The organism is Agrobacterium leguminum (assembly GCF_015704895.1).
Lineage (GTDB): Bacteria > Pseudomonadota > Alphaproteobacteria > Rhizobiales > Rhizobiaceae > Agrobacterium > Agrobacterium leguminum.
Window position 1 is genome coordinate 1 of sequence record NZ_JADQWB010000034.1, and the last position, 17,498, is coordinate 17,498.

Consider the following 17,498-nt stretch of genomic DNA (forward strand, 5'->3'; position numbering starts at 1 on the left):
TCACCAGGCCGTTGAAGGGGCGGCGAACACCGCCGCCATCGCCGTCGCCCTGGCTTATCTCGATGGAGATATCGACCAGCCGTCCGATCAGTTCTTCGGGCTTGACCGCTTCCTTCTTGGCCCGCACCGTCAGGCGAATGTCGAAGAGCTGCGATACGCCCTCCTCGACGGACAGGCGCTCTGGCAGAAGCTGGTCTTCGCCAAGTGGCGAAGACACCTTCAGAACGCGGCTCGCCTGAACGAAATCGGAAAACGAAGGCTGGTCATTCATGGCGAACCTCGATAGCAGAGCCAAAAAAATCAATCAGCTGTCAAAATCTCGACAGAATGCAATCAAACATTGTGGCGAAACCATGGATTCACCATGAATTCCGCAACCTTGATATGCCAAAATTCCATCGATGAAATCTGACAGGTTGAGGTATGAAGTGACGCTCGAAAGAAACCCGAGGCAGATAAAACACGATGCCGACAGTTACGGCTTGCGCCGCGAAGAAGCCGCCGGCGCTCACCATGGGGCAGGATGGTGGGTCAGTGTCAGGCGGCGCGGCCACAGGATCGTCAGGCTGTTCACGGACAGCATCTACGGTTCGGGCGATGCCGCCTATCATCAGGCGCGCGCCTACCGCGACGCCATCATCCTTGCCATTCCGCCCGCCACCAATCACGAACAGGCCGTGCTTCTGCGCAGAAACAACCGAAGCGGTATCTCCGGCGTCAGGCGCATCGAGACCACCGACGGCGACATATGGCAGGCAACCCTGATGACCAATGAGGGACAGAAAAGAGAAAACTTCTCCATCGCAAAACTGGGCGAGGAAGCGGCAAAGTCGATGGCGATCACGCAACGCCGCAAATGGCTGAAGGCACTACCCGTTACTCATCTCGCATACGCGCATCACGCTGCCGAGGTGGCACACACGCAGTTCGGCGACGAGCTTGCGCCTGCAGGCGACGTCCTGCCCGAGGCTCATCCTGACGATCAGGGCATTGAGGCGCGTATCAGAGCCATCAACGACCGCTTTGATGCTGCTCGCCCGAAGCGGCTACGGGTCCGGGTCAAAAGCTACGCGACGGACAGAGTGTCCATCGCCGTCTCCAATGCTGGCAGCCCGGTGAGGAAAAAACTCACGCATCTCAATACGCGGGGCAGGACCGCGATCGAAATCATCGACGCCATCGAGGGTGCTATGGAGGAAACGGTTACCGCCATTTACGACCAAGACACCTGGGTCTGGTTCATGGCCGCACATGGAAGCGAACTTCTCAGTTCCCGAGACTTCAATATCAATGAGGGATTCAATATCCTCGTTATTGTGCCGGGGCGGTGACAATAGTCAGATGTCAAACGTCTAGCTGGAGCGAGCGACTACACACCGCACGGAGAACAGACCTCATAGACGTAAAATCGAAAAATGGGACTTGAGGAGCCGCTGACGGTGTTGGCTTCTCCTACTTTCCAGATATCGCAGGCAATGGCAGAGAAACCCTCGAATTGCGGCAACACTTGACAGCGGAAAGTGGCGACCGGTCAGTTGGGACCGTAACTGCCGAGGGGAATGTCCCCACCCGCCGCGATACATTAGTTATGATTCATAATGTTAAATAGCGAGAATAAAAGCCCTGCCACATAGGTATCACGCGATCTGATTGATGCCCACGACCTGCCAGGAAATCTCAAACTTCCTCTGTAGACGGATGTCCTTGGCCTGTTCGGTAACCGTAATCTGTCATATACGATCCGCGTCAGAAATCGCCCAACGCACTTGGGTGATCGGTTTTGCATCCTGTGCAAGACGGGAGGTTTTTCCGAATGAATTTCAGAACGATGTCCTGCGTCGCAGGAGCTGCTTTCATTTTCGCAATGCTGATGATTGCCCTGCTCCTGCCGCTTCAAAGCGCATATGTTGTGAATCTGGACCATCGCCTTGTTCCGACAAGCTCAGCCCATCTGTTTGGCACCGATGAACTGGGACGAGATATGCTTTCGCGATTTCTTGCGGGCAGCAGGTACACGCTCCTGACCGGATTCACGACAACCCTCCTTGCTTGCGCATCGGGATATCTTATGAGAGTCGGAGCACGAATAGCGCCAAAATGGTTCGGGCGTCCGATTGTCCTGCTTGCATATGTGTGCTTTGTCATTCCATCGTTCCTGTTGGCACCGCAGTGGCCAAACCGTTTGCTCACAACCGCACTTTGCACAATCGCCATTTTGCCCTTGTTCATCATTTCACTGATTGTCATTGCCGGCGCGGGACTGACAGGTTGGGCGAACTGCTTTGTGCTTGGCCCGCTGTGGGGTGTCGCAGTCGCGTGTGTGTTCCAACGAGATACTTCGCCTGGTGCCGCTGCCGCGCTCACGATCTCCGTCTTCGCGTGGGCAGTCGTATCACATGCGGAGTTGGACATTCTCGGCCTCGGTGTGTCGCCGCCTGAACCTAGCTGGGGAAGTATGCTCGTCGCTCAAAGTCAGTCATGGGGTGCCCAAATGGCATCCGCACTTAGCTTCTTGATGATTGCGATCTTCGCCTTCAGTTCCAGCGATATTATCTCGCGAAAAACCTGAAACCTTTTACGTCTCGAGTTTTGGGGCGATCTGTCGGGTTGCATGACAATTTACCTGCGGTATACGCCACGACCTCACCGACTTGAGCCGATATTGATGACGGCGGACGAACCTACCTGAACAAAAGAATACTCGACCGCACCTCGTTTCCACCAGGCTGTCGTACTTTCGATCGCGTCATTCTTGTCCAGATTATCCGGTGCACCAAGCCTCTCTGATAACGCATCCAGGAAACCGGCAGGCCTTGGCGTGGAATATGCGCATGCTTTGTGTCCGTTCGGACCAGTAGCAAGCCAAAAAGACAATGACTCGGCTCCGCCTGCCTTCTCTCGCCGCCAGCCCACAACGTCCACCGAACCGCCATTATGGGCGACGAAGCTACGACGCCACTCCTCTGTTTCCGCATCGGTCAGCCGCGGCCAACCAAGTTCATCACCCTTGGTCATCGCGGTCTGCACGGTGGGCGCTTCACAAATATTGAGAAGGCGCTCCGCCGTCATGTCCGCCGACATTGCTGTGGCCACCCCGAAACTCAAGAATGCAGAGCAAAAGCTGCCGATGGTCGATACCCCAAGGTGCCGAAGCGGACTTGAACGCTCTGTCTTCCTCATTTCTTCTCCAGTTCGTCATCGTCCATGGGATCAGACCGCTGCGTCCGAAAGTAAACGTTGCGGAATGGCAGCCAGTTGAGGATCATGCCCCGGCGTTCATACCAGGCGCAACAGGCTTCCTGTCGTTCGCAAACGCTCTTCCAGCAATTCCATAAGCTGCTCCTCGCGAATACGACCCTGCCCCAAGCCGAGCTTCATTGCCAACTCGCGCCAACCATATGTCGGCCGGACCTGGGGTGCGCCATAGGCATCAGCGAACCATGCAAGAGCGACTGCATACCCGTATCCGTATTCCATCTCGACTGAGCCACCGACAGAGACCCAGATATCGGCACCGATAAAAATCGGCGTCCTGAAATCGCCACCGATGACCATTGACGAGTCTTCCCTTGACGCGAAAACCCATTCCCTGACGATGGCATCTCCGGTGACGAAGATAATGCTGGCCCAGTCATTGTCGATACTGCCGCAGTTCAGATCGCCGAAGACAACGAGGGTAACATGCCCATCGCCCCCTTCGATGCGTGTTGAGACCTTGCCGCTCACATGCAGGTTTCCGTCGATCACAGTGATCCATGAAGACGGGACGAAGTCCCCATCAATCGCGAGATCGCCGCGATGAACGCACGCGTCCGCGGTTTCGTTTTGGGGTCCTCCGGGCACCAACTGAAACCTCGATAGGGCCTCGGCCACAGTGGGGTCGGGAAGCTTCCTCGACCTCTGGGTCACAAATTCCTGCCACTCTGCTGACGTTACGCTGTTCAAGGGGTATTCACTCTCCTCTTTTCACCGAATATGCCTGAACGGCAGCATGCCACTGGCTTTGACCGAAGCAGACCCTAAAAGGCTGACGTAAACATGTCCAGCAGGGGTGGTTGCGCAAGCCGCGACCGAAGGAAGATTGTCCCAACAGCACCGACAACTCCTCCTGGAGCGGATTGTGCCTCAACGATGCCAAGCATCACGACATCAAGCGGAACATACTCCGTGAAATTTCGCTGCGCCCTGATACGGCGTCCCGGGAGATCATCGGCGCTATCTCCAATCATGTCGCCGACCTTCATACGCCGCAGCGAGATCGGAAAAGACAGCGCGACAAGTGCAATAGCAACAGTCTCGATAATCTCGCCGGATGACTGAAGGAATTTTCGCTCAAGCGAGGCCATGCCTGCGGTATCGTATGAGAAATCGCGCCTATTGTGCCCCAATTCCATTGCCTGAGTTATGGCCCTCCCCTTCTATAACTCACACAATGGAATACTGAGCTATTGCAAATCATTTTATCACTCAGCGGTGCGTAAAAAAACGCCTCAGGCCCAATTGGATATGGTCTTGCAGGTAAGTCGCCAGCCGCAATCCCTTCTTAATGGCGTGCCCCTATCTGACCGCACCCCGTAGATAGAGATCCTCACCGCGTTTTTCTTGCGAGAAAACGAAATCACCTTGCCGCAAGAACTTGTCGAACCATTGCAACAGTTCATCTGCGGTTGCCGAATTGCGATAGGCGTTCAGCTGAACGGCCAGTGGCGCGTCGAACGAGATGTCAAAACTCGTACCGAACTGCGTTTCGCCCGAAACATCCGCTTTGAACCTCCCGCCGCCATCATGACGCATGGTGATGTCAGCACGTTTGAAGAACTCGTCACTATATGTCGCGACAAGTCCGGGGGCTTCCCACCAGTCCTCATTGGTCAGGGCGTTGCGTGTTCCCTCACCCCTGAATTCGACGCGCAACCCGTCGAGAGAACGGTAGTCGCGGTTCTGAAAGCGTTTCAGCGGGATAGCGAGCCATTGTGTGCCAAGGCCGGGGTTCAGCCACTGGGCGAAATCATCCTCCGGGTCATTATGCGGATCGAAGAAAAACTTCGGGGAAGTCAGCTTCAGGTTCAGCCCTATGGAATCGCCCAGGGTCTGGCCGGGAAAGGAACCGGATACCGCCCTAAGTACGATGCCTTCTTCCGCTATTGGCAGACTAAGCGAAAACCTCTGATAAACAATATTAAAATGTCCTATGCTTTCTCCGGTCTTTCGAGCGTGCATACACACCGACGATGAAAGGCTGGAGGATGTCAGTCATCTTTGCAAGAATTTCCTCCTGCTGGTAGCAAGCCGTGCCGGCAAATCCGTCAATATCCACCTGTCAGAAAAATGTTCTCCCCGGTCATGAAACTGCAGGCCTCGGAAGACAGGAAGATGGCGGCGCCCACCATTTCTTCCGGCTGCCCGGCACGGCCCATCCAGTTCAGCGTCCGGACGTATTCCGCCCAGCCTTCGGGGTCCTCATCACGACGGTGGGCATTGCGGTCTGTGTCGATGAGGCCGGGCGCGAGCGTGTTGAGCAACACATTGTCGCGCGCATAATCCCGCGCCTGACTCTGAATCAGATTGTGCTGCGCTGCCTTGGTCGCGGCATAGGCAGTGACGATGCCCTTCGGCCGCAGCTGATTGACCGAGCCGATGGAAACCACCCTGCCCCATTTGCGGGCCGCCATGCGCGGCAGGGCCGCCTGCAGCATGTCCACCGTCGAGCCCAGATTGACCGCCAGCTGAAACGCCAGATCGTCCGGCGTCAGTTCCGACAGCACGGCATTGATCTGGGCGCTGGCATTGATGACAAGAATATCGACCGGTGCAACAGCCTCGGCCCGTTCGATGAGATCACGACCGGCACCGGGTTCGGAAAGATCGCCCGCCAGTTCCTGCGCCGTGCCGCCGCTTGCGACGATCCGGTGCTGCACGGGCGCGGCAGCGCCCGGCTTTACGCCATGCAGGATGACATGGGCGCTCGCGCCCGCCAGCCCCTCGGCAATGGCGGCGCCTATGCCGCGGCTGGAACCGGTGACGAGCGCCGTGCGGCCCTTCAATCCAAAGACGCTTTCGAGGCGCATCCTTTATCCTTCAAACAGCGAGATGCGCGCGCCGGCAATTCCCGGGCGGCAGGAAAACAGGCCGCCGGAGAGCGGCGCGTCGGCGAGTGTGGATGCCGGCAGGCGCGTGCGGGCGCTGGTGATGAACAGCGTCGACAGGTCCGGCCCGCCAAAGGCGATGCTGGAAGGGCGCGGCACCGGCATGTCGATCACCTGGTCCAGCTTGCCGTTCGGAAGATAGCGGCGCACGCACCAGCCATCCCAGATGGCGCACCAGACCCCGCCTTCGGCGTCCACGGCCAGACCATCCGGCCGGCCATCGGCCACCGGAATGCGGGCGAATTCGCGGCGCTGCGACAGCGCACCCGTCGCCGGATCGCAATCATAGGCGTGGATGAGGCCGGGCACGGTATCGACGAAATAGAAGGTCCTGCCATCCGGGCTCCAGCCGAGACCGTTGGAAACGACGATGCCGCCTTCCTTGCGCTCGGATGCGCCATTGGCATTGATGCGATAAAGCGCACCCGTGGGCTTGGAGGCATCGATGCGCATCGAGCCGACCCAGATCGCGCCATCCGGACCGCATTTGGCATCGTTCAGGCGGTTGTCGGCGATCCCCGCCTCCGGGCTGACGAAGGGGGTCAGCCGGCCGGAGGCGAAATCCAGCCATTCGACGCCATCCTGCGACGCCACAAGCAATCGCCCGCCGGTGACCGGAATGACGGCGCTGACCAGCTTGCCGGTCTCGCAGGTTTCGTTGCGGCCAGTGGCTGGATCGAAGCGGTACACCGCCGGATGCAGGATATCCACCCAGTAGAGCGCGTTTTCCCCCTCGTGCCAGACCGGGCTTTCCCCCAGCTGCGCACCCCATGGCAGAATGCAGCTGAGTTCGGCGCTGGGGCGGCCCGTTGTCGAACGCGGGCGTGGCCGCGAGCTGATCGCCACGGCCCCGGCTGCACCGGTAATGCGCCGGGCGGCGGCAATCAATTCACGCCCGGCGGGATGGATATTGGAGGAATCCAGTCGCGACGACGGCCCGAGCGCAACGAGCACACCCATCGGCGTATTGTCCCGGCCCATGACAGGGGCGGCGACCGAATTCACCCCCGGCAGATGCTCCTCATAGGAAATCGAATAACCTCGCGCCCGCGTCAGCGTCAGATCGGCCTGCAGCGCATCGAGGCTGGTGATGGTTTTGGGTGTCTGCAGATCGAGCGTCAGGCGATCCAGCAGGGCACGGCCAACGGCGGGATCCTGAAAGGCGAGCAGCGCCTTGCCCGGCGCAGTGCAATGCAGGGGAACGCGGCGTCCTACCTCGACGCGCACCGAAAGACCGTTCGGCGAGCGTTCGGCGAGATATTGCGTCATGGTGCCGTCAAGCCGGCACAGTGCAACCGTCTCCCCCAGTTCAGCGGCCAGCCGCGCCAGTTCCGGCGTCGCCGCCGAGACGAGATCGAAGCTCTCCCAGACCTTGTGGGACATTTCCAGAAAACGCTGGCCGAGAACATAGGTGCCACGGGCCTCATCCTGACGGACGAGGCCATAAGCGATGAGGGTGCGCAAGATGCGCGCGAATGTCGGCTTCGGCAGACCAGAGGCGCGCAGCAGCTCGGCAAAACGCAGCGGTTCCGGCGCATCGGCAACCATGTCGAGCAGGGTCAGCCCCTTGGCAAGCGCCGCCGTGCCGCCCGGCGTCTCCGGTTTCATTGCCTCTGCTCCTTCGCGAGTCGCTGCCGCCTTGCGGCCGCCGCGTCGTCCAGCATCCGGTCCATCGTCCATTGCGCTTCAAACCCCAAAGTGTTTCTGATCCGCTCGTTGGACGTATGGTAATAAACGCCGTCGCCGGGAAAATCGACTGTCACGATAGGCAGGCCGGTCAGCGCCGCAATTTTCGGCAGAAGCGCGGCGAAATCGGCCGGCTCATCGGCGCCGAGATTGAAGGTGCCGCCCGCCGCCCCGGGGTGATCGAGAGCAAGCAGAATACCCGCCACCATGTCGCGCGTATCGGTTATATGCATACGAAACGGCCGGCCGTTTTCATTGCGCGCCAGAATGTGCGACGGCTCACCGATATCGCGGGACTGGAGCAATTCGGCGATGGCAGTGTTTCCGAAATTCTGCTGCTGGCGAATGCGCGGCCGCAGGAAAAAACGGGGACCGGAAAAGAAACTCTCCTCATCCAGCAGTTCCGCCGCATCCTGCGTATGCGAAAAGCGCAGGATCACCGTTTCCATGATTCCGCTTCGCTGGTGAAAGCGCACCAGCTCTTCGCCCAGAAGCTTGGTCAGACCATAGGGCGAATTGGGGCAAAGCGGATGGTCCTCGGTGACCGGCAGGAACTCCGGCCGGTTTTCCGGATAGACCTCACCCGAGGAGGCGAAAACGAACCGCCGCACGCCAGCTGCTGACGCCGCATCCAGAAGCCGGCGCGTGCCCTCGACATTGACGGCGAACATGCGGTCACGATCCGCCGGAGCCCATGACATGAAGGCGCCAAGATGCAGGACGGCGTTCACGCCCCTGATAGCCTCGGACAGTGCCTGCGCATCCTCGAGCGACCCGACAACCTCCTCGCCGCCGGTTCCCGATGGCCTGAGATCAAAACCGCGAACGGCGCGGCCCTGCGCGCGCAAGGCGGCGACAACAGCACGGCCGACACGGCCTGCCGATCCGGTGACGAGGATCATAGCCGTGCTCCCGTCTCTGCATCGAAGAGATAAAGCTGGGCCGGATCGAAACCGAGCCGGAGCGCCTCATTGCCGGGAAGGCTGCCGGTATGCGAGACGCGGGCGATCAGCCCCTTGGACTTGCCCTCCTCGCCATCCGCGACCCTTGCGCCCTCCGCATCGAAATAGACGTATTTTTCCGATCCCAGGCTTTCCACCAGCGTCGGACGGACATTGAAGGTGACCGGCGCATCGCCCAGAACGAGATGTTCCGGCCGCAGGCCGACGATCACGCTGCCCTGGCGGCCGACGGCACCCGGCAGGGAGACCGGTTGCCCAAACAGGGTAACAGTGCCGTCACGCAGTTCCGCATTGAGGAAATTCATGCCCGGTGAGCCGATGAAACTGGCAACGAAAAGATTGGCCGGATTGTTGAAAAGCTCGTCAGGTGCGGCGATCTGCTGGATGATGCCACCCTGCATGATGACGACGCGGTCCGCCATCGTCATCGCCTCGACCTGATCATGCGTCACATAAACGGTGGTGACACCGATGCGCTTGTGCAATGCGCCGATTTCGGCACGCATGTGGACACGCAGCTTGGCATCGAGGTTGGACAGCGGCTCATCCATCAGGAAGGCCTGCGGCTGGCGCACGATGGCACGGCCGAGCGCAACACGCTGGCGCTGGCCGCCCGAGAGATCCCTGGGCTTGCGATCGAGATAGGGTGTCACTTCCAGAATGCGCGCCGCATCGTCAACACGGCGGTCGATCTCGGCCTTGTCCGTGCCGCGCATCTTCAGGCCGAAGCCGATATTCTGGCGAACGGTGAGGTGCGGATAAAGCGCATAGTTCTGGAACACCATGGCGATATCGCGGTCACCCGGCGCCAGATCCGTGACTTCGTTATCGCCGATGAAGATCTGCCCTTCGCTTGCGGGTTCGAGACCGGCGAGGATTTTCAGCATCGTCGACTTGCCGCAGCCGGAAGGCCCGACCAGCACCACGAACTCGCCGTTCTCGATCTCAAGCGAAAACGGCCTGAGCACGTTGAGCGCGCCATAGGACTTGCTGACGTTGCGAATGGAAATATTGGCCATGCTTATTTCTCCGCGCCAGCGGTGAGGCCGCCGACCAAATAACGTTCCAGGAACAGGTAGATTGCGATGATCGGCAGCGCGATGAACACGGATGCGGCGGAAATGTCGTTCCAGTAGGTGACATATTCGCCCTGCATCGTGGTGATGCCGAGATTGGCCGTCCAGTTGTCCGGCGAGTTGACGAGGAAGGTGCGCGCATAGGCATAGTCTGCCCAGCTGAGCACGAAGGCATAAAGTGCGGTGGCGGCAAGCCCCGGCGTGGCGATGGGAAGCACGACGCGCACCATCGCGCCGATCGGCGAGCAGCCGTCGACCATGGCAGCCTGTTCCAGTTCCTTCGGAATGGTGTCGAAATAGCCTTTCAGCATCCATGTGGCGAAAGGAATGATCATTGTCGAATGCGCCAGAACCAGCGTCCACAGGCTGCCGATCAGGCCGAAGCTGGAAAAGATCGAAAACAGCGGAATGACCAGCAGAGTCGCGGGCAGCATCTTCGCCGTCAGGACGAAGAGACCCATCGTCGCGCCGCCCCGCATGGAATAACGCGACAGCGCATAACCGGCGCTGACCGAGACCAGCATCGACAGCGCCACCGAGCCGATGGCCGCCAGCATCGAGTTCCAAAGCCACAGCAGGATCGGTTTTGCCGCCCAGACGCGGGCGAAGATGTCCCACTGCGGATCGTCCGGCCAGAAGGTCGGCGGCAGGCGGTACAGCTCATCGGTGGTGGAAAGCGCTGTGACCAGCAGCCAGTAGACCGGGAACAGGATCATCACCAGCGTGAAAATCACAGTCGCGTAAAGGGCAAGGCTCTGTAAAAATGTCCGTTTCATCAAAGCCTCCTCAATAGATCGATTTCGAACGCCGGCCGAGCATCAAGAGGCTCGCGACGATGCAGATCACCAGTGTCAGCACGCCGACGGCGGCGGCACGGCCGAAATTGTGATACTGGAAGGCCTGATCATAGGTCATGATCGACAGCGTCTGGGTTGAACGCAGCGGCCCGCCGCCGGTCAGAACCTTGATGATGGAAAAGTCGCGGAATACCCAAAGCAGCGTCAGCACCAGCGTCACGCCCAGCACCGGCATCAAAAGCGGCATGGTGATCCAGCGGAAACGCTGCCACACACTCGCGCCATCGACCTTGGCCGCCGCATAGTAATCGGCGGGGATGGACTGCAGGCCGGCCAGACACATGATCGAGACGAAAGGAAAACCCTTCCACACCATGGTGATCGCCACGGCCCAGAAGGCGGCCGTGGAACTGCTGACCCACGGGATCATCTGATCGGTGAAACCGAGCTTGATCGCCAGCCAGCCGAACAGGCCGAAGGAGGTGTCGAACATCCACGCAAAGATAACGACCGCAATGATTTCCGTTACCGCCCAGGGCAGCGCCATTCCCAGCCGCGCGACGGTACGGCCCTTGAAACGGTTATTGGCGAGAAGCGCCGTGCTGAGGCCAACCGCGACGCTGCCGGCGGTAACGACGATGACCAGCTTTAGAGTCACCCAGCAGGCCAGCCAGAATTCCGGCGACGAAAACAGCCAACTATAATTGGCCAATGAGAACGGCCGGCTGGCGCCGCCGAGCCTCGGTATCTTGACCTGCTGGAACGACAAATCAACGGCCAGCACGAGCGGCCAGACGATGATGGCGGCAACCATCAGGACCGCGGGCGCGATCAGAATATAGCCGAGGAGATGTTGCCGGCTGGGACGCGCAAGATCGAAGAACTTGCGACGCCCAGCCCGAACGGGTTCGGTCATGGATGGTCCTCCTGCCGGATGCGAATGATGGCCATGGCCCTGTACGAGCCATGGCAGGACAACAAGATCAGGACAATGGGGGATCAACCCTTGATGGCTTCGGCCTTTGCCTGCATGGTTTTCGCCACTTCCGCCGGATCGAGATCCTGAATAATCATCCGCTGGCTTTCTTCCATCACCATCTTACTGAACTCGTTGTAGAAAAGCTCAAGCCCGGTCGGAATGCGGTCGATACCGGCTTCGGACGCGGCCTTCATCGTTTCGATCAGCACCGGAAAATGCGGGATGGTCTTTTCGACACCCGAGACATCCGCCTTCGGGCTTGGCGGGGTGTTGCCGCCTAGGGTGGCGTAGCTGCGCTGGAATTCCGGCGTCATCGTCAGCTTGATGAAATCCCAGACCAATACCTTCTGGTCGTCGGGAATATCGGCCGGCATGGCCAACACGTTGGACGAGCCGCCGAGCGGCGGGTGAAGCGGCGGCGCGGCGTAAACGATGTCAGCCTTAGCCGAACCCTTTTCGGTCGTGCCGTAAAGCCACGGCCCATCGAGCCGCATCGCCATCTTGCCATCGGCAAACAGCTTGCGCACGTCGCTGGCGCTCATGTCCACCGGGCTGATGCCGCTCTTCATCACGGTTTTCCAGCGTGAAAGGCCTTCGACCATCTGTGGCGTGTCGATGGTGATGTTGCCATCCTTGTCGGTCCAGTAGGCGCCGGCATCGATGAGGTAGTTCAGCATTTCCGTCAGATATTGCCCCGGACCACCCTTGGTTTCGTGGCCGGTGCCGAACTGGTCGATGATGCCGTCGCCGTTCAGATCCTTGGTCGTGGCTTTTGCAGCGGCCAGAAACTCGTCATAGGTTTTCGGAACCGCGACGCCCGCTTCTTCCAGCAGCTTCTTGTTATAGGCCATGACGAAACCGAAATAGTTGGTCATGATGCAGACGGTTTCGCCGTTCCATTCGCATTTCTGCTGGCCGGCCCAGCCGGTCATGTCGATGCCATCCTTCTTCAGCCACGGGTCGAGCGGCTCCAACCAGCCGCTATCGGCAAACATCTGGAATTCGAAGGACGCCAGATGCACGATCTGCGGCGGCTGGTTGGCGGCAAAAAGCGTGGTCATCGTATCCGCGTAGGAACTGCGCTCCGCCTTGGTGAATTCAATCTTCACCCCCGGATGCTGTTTCTCGAAGGCGGCGATGGCTGAATGCCACCATTCGCCCGTTCCGGCATCATCGGTCTGCCAGGAAATGAACTTCAGTACGGTATCGGCCATGGCGGGCGCAACAGCGCCCATGGTCATCAAAGCGGCGGTCGCGGTGCTGAGCGCCAGCTTTTTCATTCTTTTGGTCATGGTTTCCTCCTCCAAAAAACCAAATCAGATACGTTCAATCAGACCGAGCGCCGCCTCCGACGGTCTTACCCCAAGTCCCGGGCCCGACGGCAGGTGATAGCTGCCTTCGCGGCAATCCATGTCGCCCTCCAGCAGGCGGCGGTTCGGCTCGAAGATCGAGTGCTGGAATTCGTGCCCCTTCAGCATCGACAATGTCGACGAGGCCTGCAGGCTGGCGGCAAGGAAGATGCCGGCGCCAACGGTGGCGTGCGGGATCACGTCAATGCCGTGTTCGGCGGCAAGAGCGCCGATGCGGATGAAATTGGTGATGCCCTTATGACCCATTTCCGGCTGCACGATCGCGATGCGGCAGCGTTCGATGCGGGCGCGCATATCCCAATGGGTGCGCCATTCCTCGCCGACGGCAATCGGCACGTCGGTATTCTTCGAAACCTTCTCCAGACCGGCAATGTCCTCCGTCCAGACCGGTGCCTCGGCGAACCACGGATCGAAGGGCTGCATTTCCGCAATCAGTTCCAGCGCCCGTTCCGGCGTCTGGTTCCAGTGCATGTCGGCGGCGATCTTCGCCTGAGGCCCAAGCACCTGCCGGAGATTGGCAATTTCCGCCGCCGGGCCGTCATCGGCCACCGGTGTTGCGAATTTGAAGGCGTTGAAACCGCGATCCTGCCAGTATTTCGCCAGTTCCCCGCGCGCCTTCAGCGTTCGTTCGGGCAGGCCGGAAACATAGGCCGGAAACGTATCTACCCCGCCACCAAGAAGGTCGCGAACCGATTTGCCGGCTTCCTGTCCGGCAATATCCCAGAGCGCGATATCAAGCGCTGCAAGCGCATCGACGTAAAAGCCGCCGGTATAACCGCGCACCCGCATCATGTCGTAGAGGTCGTCATAGATCGCCGAAGGATCGGACGCATCGCGGCCGATCACGAAACCGGCGAGAAGATCATTGATGAGGGCGGCGACCGCGCCGGGGGCGACGATGCCATAGGTCTCGCCCCAGCCGACAGTGCCGGCCTCGGTGGTCATGCGCACCAGCACGCTGCGGTCGAAGGTGGGGTAGACCGTGCGATTTCCCTTGCGCACGATATAGCCGTTGGGATTGACCACCTCGCCTTCCCTGAGCGCGCCAAGATAGGGAACCTTGCGCGGCTGGGTCAGCGTGAAGACTTCGACTGTTGCGATGGGGCTGTTCATGCGGCCTCCGCGGCAACGAGGCCAAGCTCGACCAGATTGGCGTCAATATCGGCAATGGCCGCCGCATCAAGCTCGGGTGTCGGTGCACGCACACCGACGCCTTCGATCACGCCGCGACGGGCGAGCACATATTTGGTCAGCCGCATGCGATACACCGCCTGCAACACCAGAAGCGGCAGGGTGCGGACATAGATCCGGCGAGCCTCTTCCTGCCGCCCGGCAACAAGCGCCCGGTCGATGGCCACATGTTCCTCGGCGATCTCCAGCGCCGGCATGGCCGCCGTAGCACCTCGGGCATATTCGTCGAGAATGTAACGGGCGCCGCCGCCACCGATGACGCCCTTCAGCGTTGAAGGTGCATGGGCGATGATGTGGCTGATGGCCGGGCCGGCGGGAAGCGTTTCTTCCTTGACATAGGTCACCTGCGGCAAGGCGCGCACGATCTCCACGATTGCCTGCGGCGAAAGGTCGGAGCCGCGCGGCGCAGGCGCGTTCTGCAGGATGATTTCAACCTCGGGCAGCGCCTCGACGATCTGGCCGAGGAATTCGATCAGCGCCGGCGCATCCGTGCCGACCGATTTGGGCGGCTGCACCATCAGGTGGCGAATGCCAAGCGCCGATGCCGCCCGCCCATGCTCGACCACCTCACGCCAGTCGGCCGCACTGGCGCCGGCCACCACCGGCACCCGACCGGCCACCGCATCCACGACGATCTTCAGCAGCGTTGCACGCTCGGCGGCGTTCAAAGTCTCCACCTCGCTGGCGAAACCGGGAAACACGGCACCATCCACGCCCTTGTCGAGCGCAAAGACCACCAGCCGCTTCATGCCCGCTTCGTCAATGCCGCCATCCGCCAGAAACGGCGTGGGCAGAACAGGCAAAATCCCCTTGAGGCCAGCCACCATCTTTCTCCTCCCAACTAAGTATCATATTTTGATACCTTGAATTCACTAATTGACACTACATAGACTCGCACCCTATGACAAGCCCCAAGATGAAATGAACGAGGAGGTTCAAGACATGGCAGCAGCGGCAACATCGATCATCGTTGATTGGGGAACGACATCACTGAGGGCGGCGCTCGTTGGTGAAGGCGGCGAAGAGCTCGATCATCTTGAAACAGCCGACGGTATTTCGAGCCTCGGCAAGGGTGAGCATGAGGCGGCACTGATGGCTGCACTCGCACCCTGGTTCTCGCGCCACGGGGCCCTGCCCGTCGCCGCACTCGGCATGATCACCAGCCGCAATGGCTGGGTTGAAGTCGCTTACGTGCCGTGCCCGGCAGGCCCGGCGGAACTTGCCGCCGGCTCGGTGCGCAGGTCGCTGCCGAACGGGTCCGATCTTGTCTTCCTGCCGGGTCTCAACGACCCCGCCCGCCAGCCCTTTCCGGATGTGATGCGCGGCGAAGAAACCCAGATCGTCGGCCAAGGCCTCGGAGAAGACGCCACCCTCATCATCCCTGGGACCCACAGCAAATGGGCGCGGGTGAAGGCGGGGCGGATCGACGGTTTCCAGACATTCGTGACCGGTGAAATCTTCAACCTGCTCATCAATCATTCCTTCATCGCGCGCGGTTCAACGCAGCCGCCGGTCGACGATCCAGAGGCCTATCGCTGGGGTCTGAAAGAGGCAAAACGATCCGCCGCCATGCTGTCGCTGCTGTTTTCGGCGCGAACCGGCGGGCTTGCCGGCCAGCTTTCGCCGGATCAGCTGCGCTCCTATGTGCGGGGACTGGTCATCGGGCAGGAGTTTCGGCAGGCCCGTGAGGCGGGATGGTATGCGGAAGGAGACGAGGCAGCTGTCGTCGGCAATGACGGGCTGAACGACCTCTACCTAGTTGCCGCGGATGTATTCGGCCTCAAGACATCCATGGGTGCGGATGACGCCCTGACGAAAGGGGCCTTGGCTGTCCTGCACCAAGCGCTTTCGTAACCTCAGCCGACCGCGGGATGCCGAAATGGCGGCATCCGGCTTTCAAACCACATATTTTTAGGACCGTCATGTACGACTTCCCGGCCAATATCGGCACCAGCCGTCACGAAAACGATATCATTGCCATTCTGGCCCGCCTTCAGCGCATCGGCCTTCCAGACAATCCGATCGCCTTTTATGGCTCATCCTCGTTTCGAATCTGGAACTCCGTCACCGAGGATCTCGGCTCGCTGGATATCGTCAATCTGGGATTTGGCGGCGGCACTTACCTTTCCGCCAGCCACTACCTGCGCCAGCTCCTGGTTCCCTTGAAGCCAGGCAGAGTAGTGCTTTATTTCGGCGAAAACGATATTGCCAGCGACGGCCTCAAGGCTCAAACGACGCTTCGGCACCTGCAGGATTTGCGGGATCGCATCTCTCGAACGCTACCGCAGGCGGAGGTGTTTGTTCTGGCGATCAAGCACAGTCCGACGCGCTGGATATACCGCCATGAATTCAGTCTCTTCAACCAGACGGCGCGCGACTGGTGCAACGGCCGCGAACGCACGACTTGGCTTGATCCGAACGCCGGCCTCATCGGTGAAAATGGCCTGCCGATGTTCCGTTATTATTTGCCAGATTTGGTTCATCTGAATGCAGCAGGCTATGCGATCTGGTCGGAAGCGCTCAGAAAAACGTTGGGTCTGCTGAACTGAGACAAGCGGCAACTTTATCTTTTATCCTTGATGAGAATAGAATCTTCGACCCTGCGATTCCAAAAGCGTTTTGCAGTGGATGGGAACCGAATCGCTGACCTTGATGTTCAACCATCCCCAAACAGCTGAAATATCTGGTATTTTAATCGTAAAGCATTGTCGGCGTAGGTGATCAGTAATGTCAACGATGCACTTTTAGCGTGACGATGCCGAGCTATCTCGTTGAAATTCTTGCAATCAGAGCCTCGTAGTTAACTGCCAAAGGTTTGCCGCCTTGATCTCCATTCTGTCTTGGACGGGAGTTATTTTCGGTGGACGTTTCCTGTCTTACTGATTGAACCGTCCCTGATGCGCCGTATCCACCAAATGTCCGTTATAATGGCCCGGTTGGCCGAACCTGCGAACTGACCTCATGAGCCGGTCTTCGACACGGCTCGGCCGCCGCATGCTGCGCGATATCCGTGCGGGTAGGGTTTCGCCCGCAGAAACAAAAAAACCCGCATGAAGCGGGCTTTTATCTGGTTGCGGGGGCAGGATTTGAACCTGCGGCCTTCAGGTTATGAGCCTGACGAGCTACCGGGCTGCTCCACCCCGCGTTGATTGGTTTTATTATAGCATAAAGGCCGCATTTGCGGCCTTTTGATTTGGGCTTTGTGGCCCTTTTGTGAGTGAGAAGATTTTGTGTTGCGTTTTGCAGACCTGGCAGCGACCTACTCTCCCGCGTCTTGAGACGAAGTACCAT

Annotated in this window: 18 protein-coding genes and 1 tRNA gene; 4 read left to right on the plus strand and 15 right to left on the minus strand. The window is 59.5% G+C overall.

All coding sequences use genetic code 11. The annotated features are described in order from the left end of the window. A partial coding sequence (locus tag I3J13_RS25315) for a contractile injection system protein, VgrG/Pvc8 family (protein ID WP_420867949.1) occupies positions 1 to 271 on the minus strand: 271 nt, incomplete at its 3' end. Positions 272 to 428: 157 nt separating this feature from the next. Here I3J13_RS25315 and I3J13_RS25320 point away from each other — a divergent pair. Both I3J13_RS25320 and I3J13_RS25325 read left to right on the plus strand, forming a co-directional pair. After that, the gene (locus I3J13_RS25320; RefSeq protein ID WP_338081660.1) at positions 429 to 1,331 is read left to right on the plus strand and encodes a hypothetical protein; all 903 of its coding nucleotides are present in this window, start codon (positions 429 to 431) and stop codon (positions 1,329 to 1,331) included. 482 nt (positions 1,332 to 1,813) lie between these two features. Next, a complete protein-coding gene (locus I3J13_RS25325) occupies positions 1,814 to 2,569 on the plus strand; it encodes a hypothetical protein (protein ID WP_196380642.1) in 756 nt (251 codons plus the stop codon). A 74-nt stretch (positions 2,570 to 2,643) separates the two neighbouring features. Here I3J13_RS25325 and I3J13_RS25330 read toward each other — a convergent pair whose 3' ends face one another. The 13 genes from I3J13_RS25330 to I3J13_RS25390 form a co-directional block, all read right to left on the minus strand. Then, positions 2,644 to 3,180 (minus strand): hypothetical protein, encoded by a 537-nt coding sequence (locus I3J13_RS25330; protein WP_196380643.1) that lies wholly within the window; start codon positions 3,178 to 3,180, stop codon positions 2,644 to 2,646. Between the two features lie 96 nt (positions 3,181 to 3,276). Further along, complete coding sequence (locus tag I3J13_RS25335) at positions 3,277 to 3,945, minus strand: hypothetical protein (RefSeq protein ID WP_196380644.1); 669 nt, start codon at positions 3,943 to 3,945, stop codon at positions 3,277 to 3,279. A 74-nt stretch (positions 3,946 to 4,019) separates the two neighbouring features. After that, complete coding sequence (locus I3J13_RS25340) at positions 4,020 to 4,346, minus strand: MAPEG family protein (RefSeq protein ID WP_196380645.1); 327 nt, start codon at positions 4,344 to 4,346, stop codon at positions 4,020 to 4,022. Positions 4,347 to 4,557: 211 nt separating this feature from the next. Then, on the minus strand, positions 4,558 to 5,220 hold the full coding sequence (locus I3J13_RS25345; protein ID WP_206696314.1) for a hypothetical protein: 663 nt from the start codon (positions 5,218 to 5,220) through the stop codon (positions 4,558 to 4,560). Positions 5,221 to 5,306: 86 nt separating this feature from the next. Beyond that, the gene (locus tag I3J13_RS25350; RefSeq protein WP_196380646.1) at positions 5,307 to 6,068 is read right to left on the minus strand and encodes an SDR family NAD(P)-dependent oxidoreductase; all 762 of its coding nucleotides are present in this window, start codon (positions 6,066 to 6,068) and stop codon (positions 5,307 to 5,309) included. A 3-nt stretch (positions 6,069 to 6,071) separates the two neighbouring features. Then, positions 6,072 to 7,754, minus strand: a complete 1,683-nt coding sequence (locus I3J13_RS25355) for an SMP-30/gluconolactonase/LRE family protein (protein WP_196380647.1) — start codon at positions 7,752 to 7,754, stop codon at positions 6,072 to 6,074. Then, positions 7,751 to 8,734 carry an NAD-dependent epimerase/dehydratase family protein gene (locus I3J13_RS25360; protein ID WP_196380648.1) on the minus strand — a complete coding sequence of 328 codons (984 nt, stop codon included), beginning with the start codon at positions 8,732 to 8,734 and terminating at the stop codon, positions 7,751 to 7,753. Before I3J13_RS25360 ends, I3J13_RS25355 begins: the two co-directional genes overlap by 4 nt. Next, entirely contained in the window at positions 8,731 to 9,813 is a 1,083-nt protein-coding gene (locus I3J13_RS25365) for an ABC transporter ATP-binding protein (RefSeq protein WP_196380649.1), read from the minus strand. The genes I3J13_RS25360 and I3J13_RS25365 overlap by 4 nt, the downstream gene beginning before the upstream one ends. A 2-nt stretch (positions 9,814 to 9,815) precedes the next feature. Beyond that, positions 9,816 to 10,646 (minus strand): carbohydrate ABC transporter permease, encoded by an 831-nt coding sequence (locus I3J13_RS25370; protein ID WP_046800465.1) that lies wholly within the window; start codon positions 10,644 to 10,646, stop codon positions 9,816 to 9,818. A 10-nt stretch (positions 10,647 to 10,656) separates the two neighbouring features. Continuing rightward, positions 10,657 to 11,583, minus strand: coding sequence for a carbohydrate ABC transporter permease (locus tag I3J13_RS25375; protein WP_196380650.1), 927 nt, complete (start codon positions 11,581 to 11,583; stop codon positions 10,657 to 10,659). Positions 11,584 to 11,666: 83 nt separating this feature from the next. Further along, positions 11,667 to 12,938 carry an ABC transporter substrate-binding protein gene (locus I3J13_RS25380; protein ID WP_196380651.1) on the minus strand — a complete coding sequence of 424 codons (1,272 nt, stop codon included), beginning with the start codon at positions 12,936 to 12,938 and terminating at the stop codon, positions 11,667 to 11,669. 24 nt (positions 12,939 to 12,962) lie between these two features. After that, on the minus strand, positions 12,963 to 14,129 hold the full coding sequence (locus I3J13_RS25385) for a mandelate racemase/muconate lactonizing enzyme family protein (RefSeq protein ID WP_196380652.1): 1,167 nt from the start codon (positions 14,127 to 14,129) through the stop codon (positions 12,963 to 12,965). Continuing rightward, a complete protein-coding gene (locus I3J13_RS25390; protein WP_196380653.1) occupies positions 14,126 to 15,034 on the minus strand; it encodes a dihydrodipicolinate synthase family protein in 909 nt (302 codons plus the stop codon). Before I3J13_RS25390 ends, I3J13_RS25385 begins: the two co-directional genes overlap by 4 nt. A gap of 115 nt (positions 15,035 to 15,149) precedes the next feature. On the opposite strand from I3J13_RS25390, the gene I3J13_RS25395 reads away from it, so the two are divergent. Together I3J13_RS25395 and I3J13_RS25400 are read left to right on the plus strand one after the other, a co-directional pair. Next, a complete protein-coding gene (locus I3J13_RS25395; RefSeq protein WP_196380654.1) occupies positions 15,150 to 16,061 on the plus strand; it encodes a 2-dehydro-3-deoxygalactonokinase in 912 nt (303 codons plus the stop codon). 68 nt (positions 16,062 to 16,129) lie between these two features. After that, positions 16,130 to 16,756, plus strand: a complete 627-nt coding sequence (locus I3J13_RS25400) for a GDSL-type esterase/lipase family protein (RefSeq protein WP_196380655.1) — start codon at positions 16,130 to 16,132, stop codon at positions 16,754 to 16,756. Between the two features lie 519 nt (positions 16,757 to 17,275). On the opposite strand, the gene I3J13_RS25405 is transcribed toward I3J13_RS25400, so the two are convergent. Then, positions 17,276 to 17,352: transfer RNA gene (locus I3J13_RS25405), tRNA-Met, on the minus strand. Between the last annotated feature and the right edge of the window lie 146 nt (positions 17,353 to 17,498).

Excerpts from the sequence above, each read along its gene's own strand:
- I3J13_RS25395 (WP_196380654.1), top strand. The coding sequence starts at position 15,150 with ATGGCAGCAGCGGCAACATCGATCATCGTTGATTGGGGAACGACATCA.
- I3J13_RS25355 (WP_196380647.1), bottom strand. The coding sequence starts at position 7,754 with ATGAAACCGGAGACGCCGGGCGGCACGGCGGCGCTTGCCAAGGGGCTG.
- I3J13_RS25365 (WP_196380649.1), bottom strand. The coding sequence starts at position 9,813 with ATGGCCAATATTTCCATTCGCAACGTCAGCAAGTCCTATGGCGCGCTC.
- I3J13_RS25370 (WP_046800465.1), bottom strand. The coding sequence starts at position 10,646 with ATGAAACGGACATTTTTACAGAGCCTTGCCCTTTACGCGACTGTGATT.
- I3J13_RS25360 (WP_196380648.1), bottom strand. The coding sequence starts at position 8,734 with ATGATCCTCGTCACCGGATCGGCAGGCCGTGTCGGCCGTGCTGTTGTC.
- I3J13_RS25385 (WP_196380652.1), bottom strand. The coding sequence starts at position 14,129 with ATGAACAGCCCCATCGCAACAGTCGAAGTCTTCACGCTGACCCAGCCG.
- I3J13_RS25390 (WP_196380653.1), bottom strand. The coding sequence starts at position 15,034 with ATGGTGGCTGGCCTCAAGGGGATTTTGCCTGTTCTGCCCACGCCGTTT.
- I3J13_RS25340 (WP_196380645.1), bottom strand. The coding sequence starts at position 4,346 with ATGGCCTCGCTTGAGCGAAAATTCCTTCAGTCATCCGGCGAGATTATC.
- I3J13_RS25380 (WP_196380651.1), bottom strand. The coding sequence starts at position 12,938 with ATGACCAAAAGAATGAAAAAGCTGGCGCTCAGCACCGCGACCGCCGCT.
- I3J13_RS25330 (WP_196380643.1), bottom strand. The coding sequence starts at position 3,180 with ATGAGGAAGACAGAGCGTTCAAGTCCGCTTCGGCACCTTGGGGTATCG.
- I3J13_RS25325 (WP_196380642.1), top strand. The coding sequence starts at position 1,814 with ATGAATTTCAGAACGATGTCCTGCGTCGCAGGAGCTGCTTTCATTTTC.
- I3J13_RS25345 (WP_206696314.1), bottom strand. The coding sequence starts at position 5,220 with ATGCACGCTCGAAAGACCGGAGAAAGCATAGGACATTTTAATATTGTT.
- I3J13_RS25375 (WP_196380650.1), bottom strand. The coding sequence starts at position 11,583 with ATGACCGAACCCGTTCGGGCTGGGCGTCGCAAGTTCTTCGATCTTGCG.
- I3J13_RS25400 (WP_196380655.1), top strand. The coding sequence starts at position 16,130 with ATGTACGACTTCCCGGCCAATATCGGCACCAGCCGTCACGAAAACGAT.
- I3J13_RS25350 (WP_196380646.1), bottom strand. The coding sequence starts at position 6,068 with ATGCGCCTCGAAAGCGTCTTTGGATTGAAGGGCCGCACGGCGCTCGTC.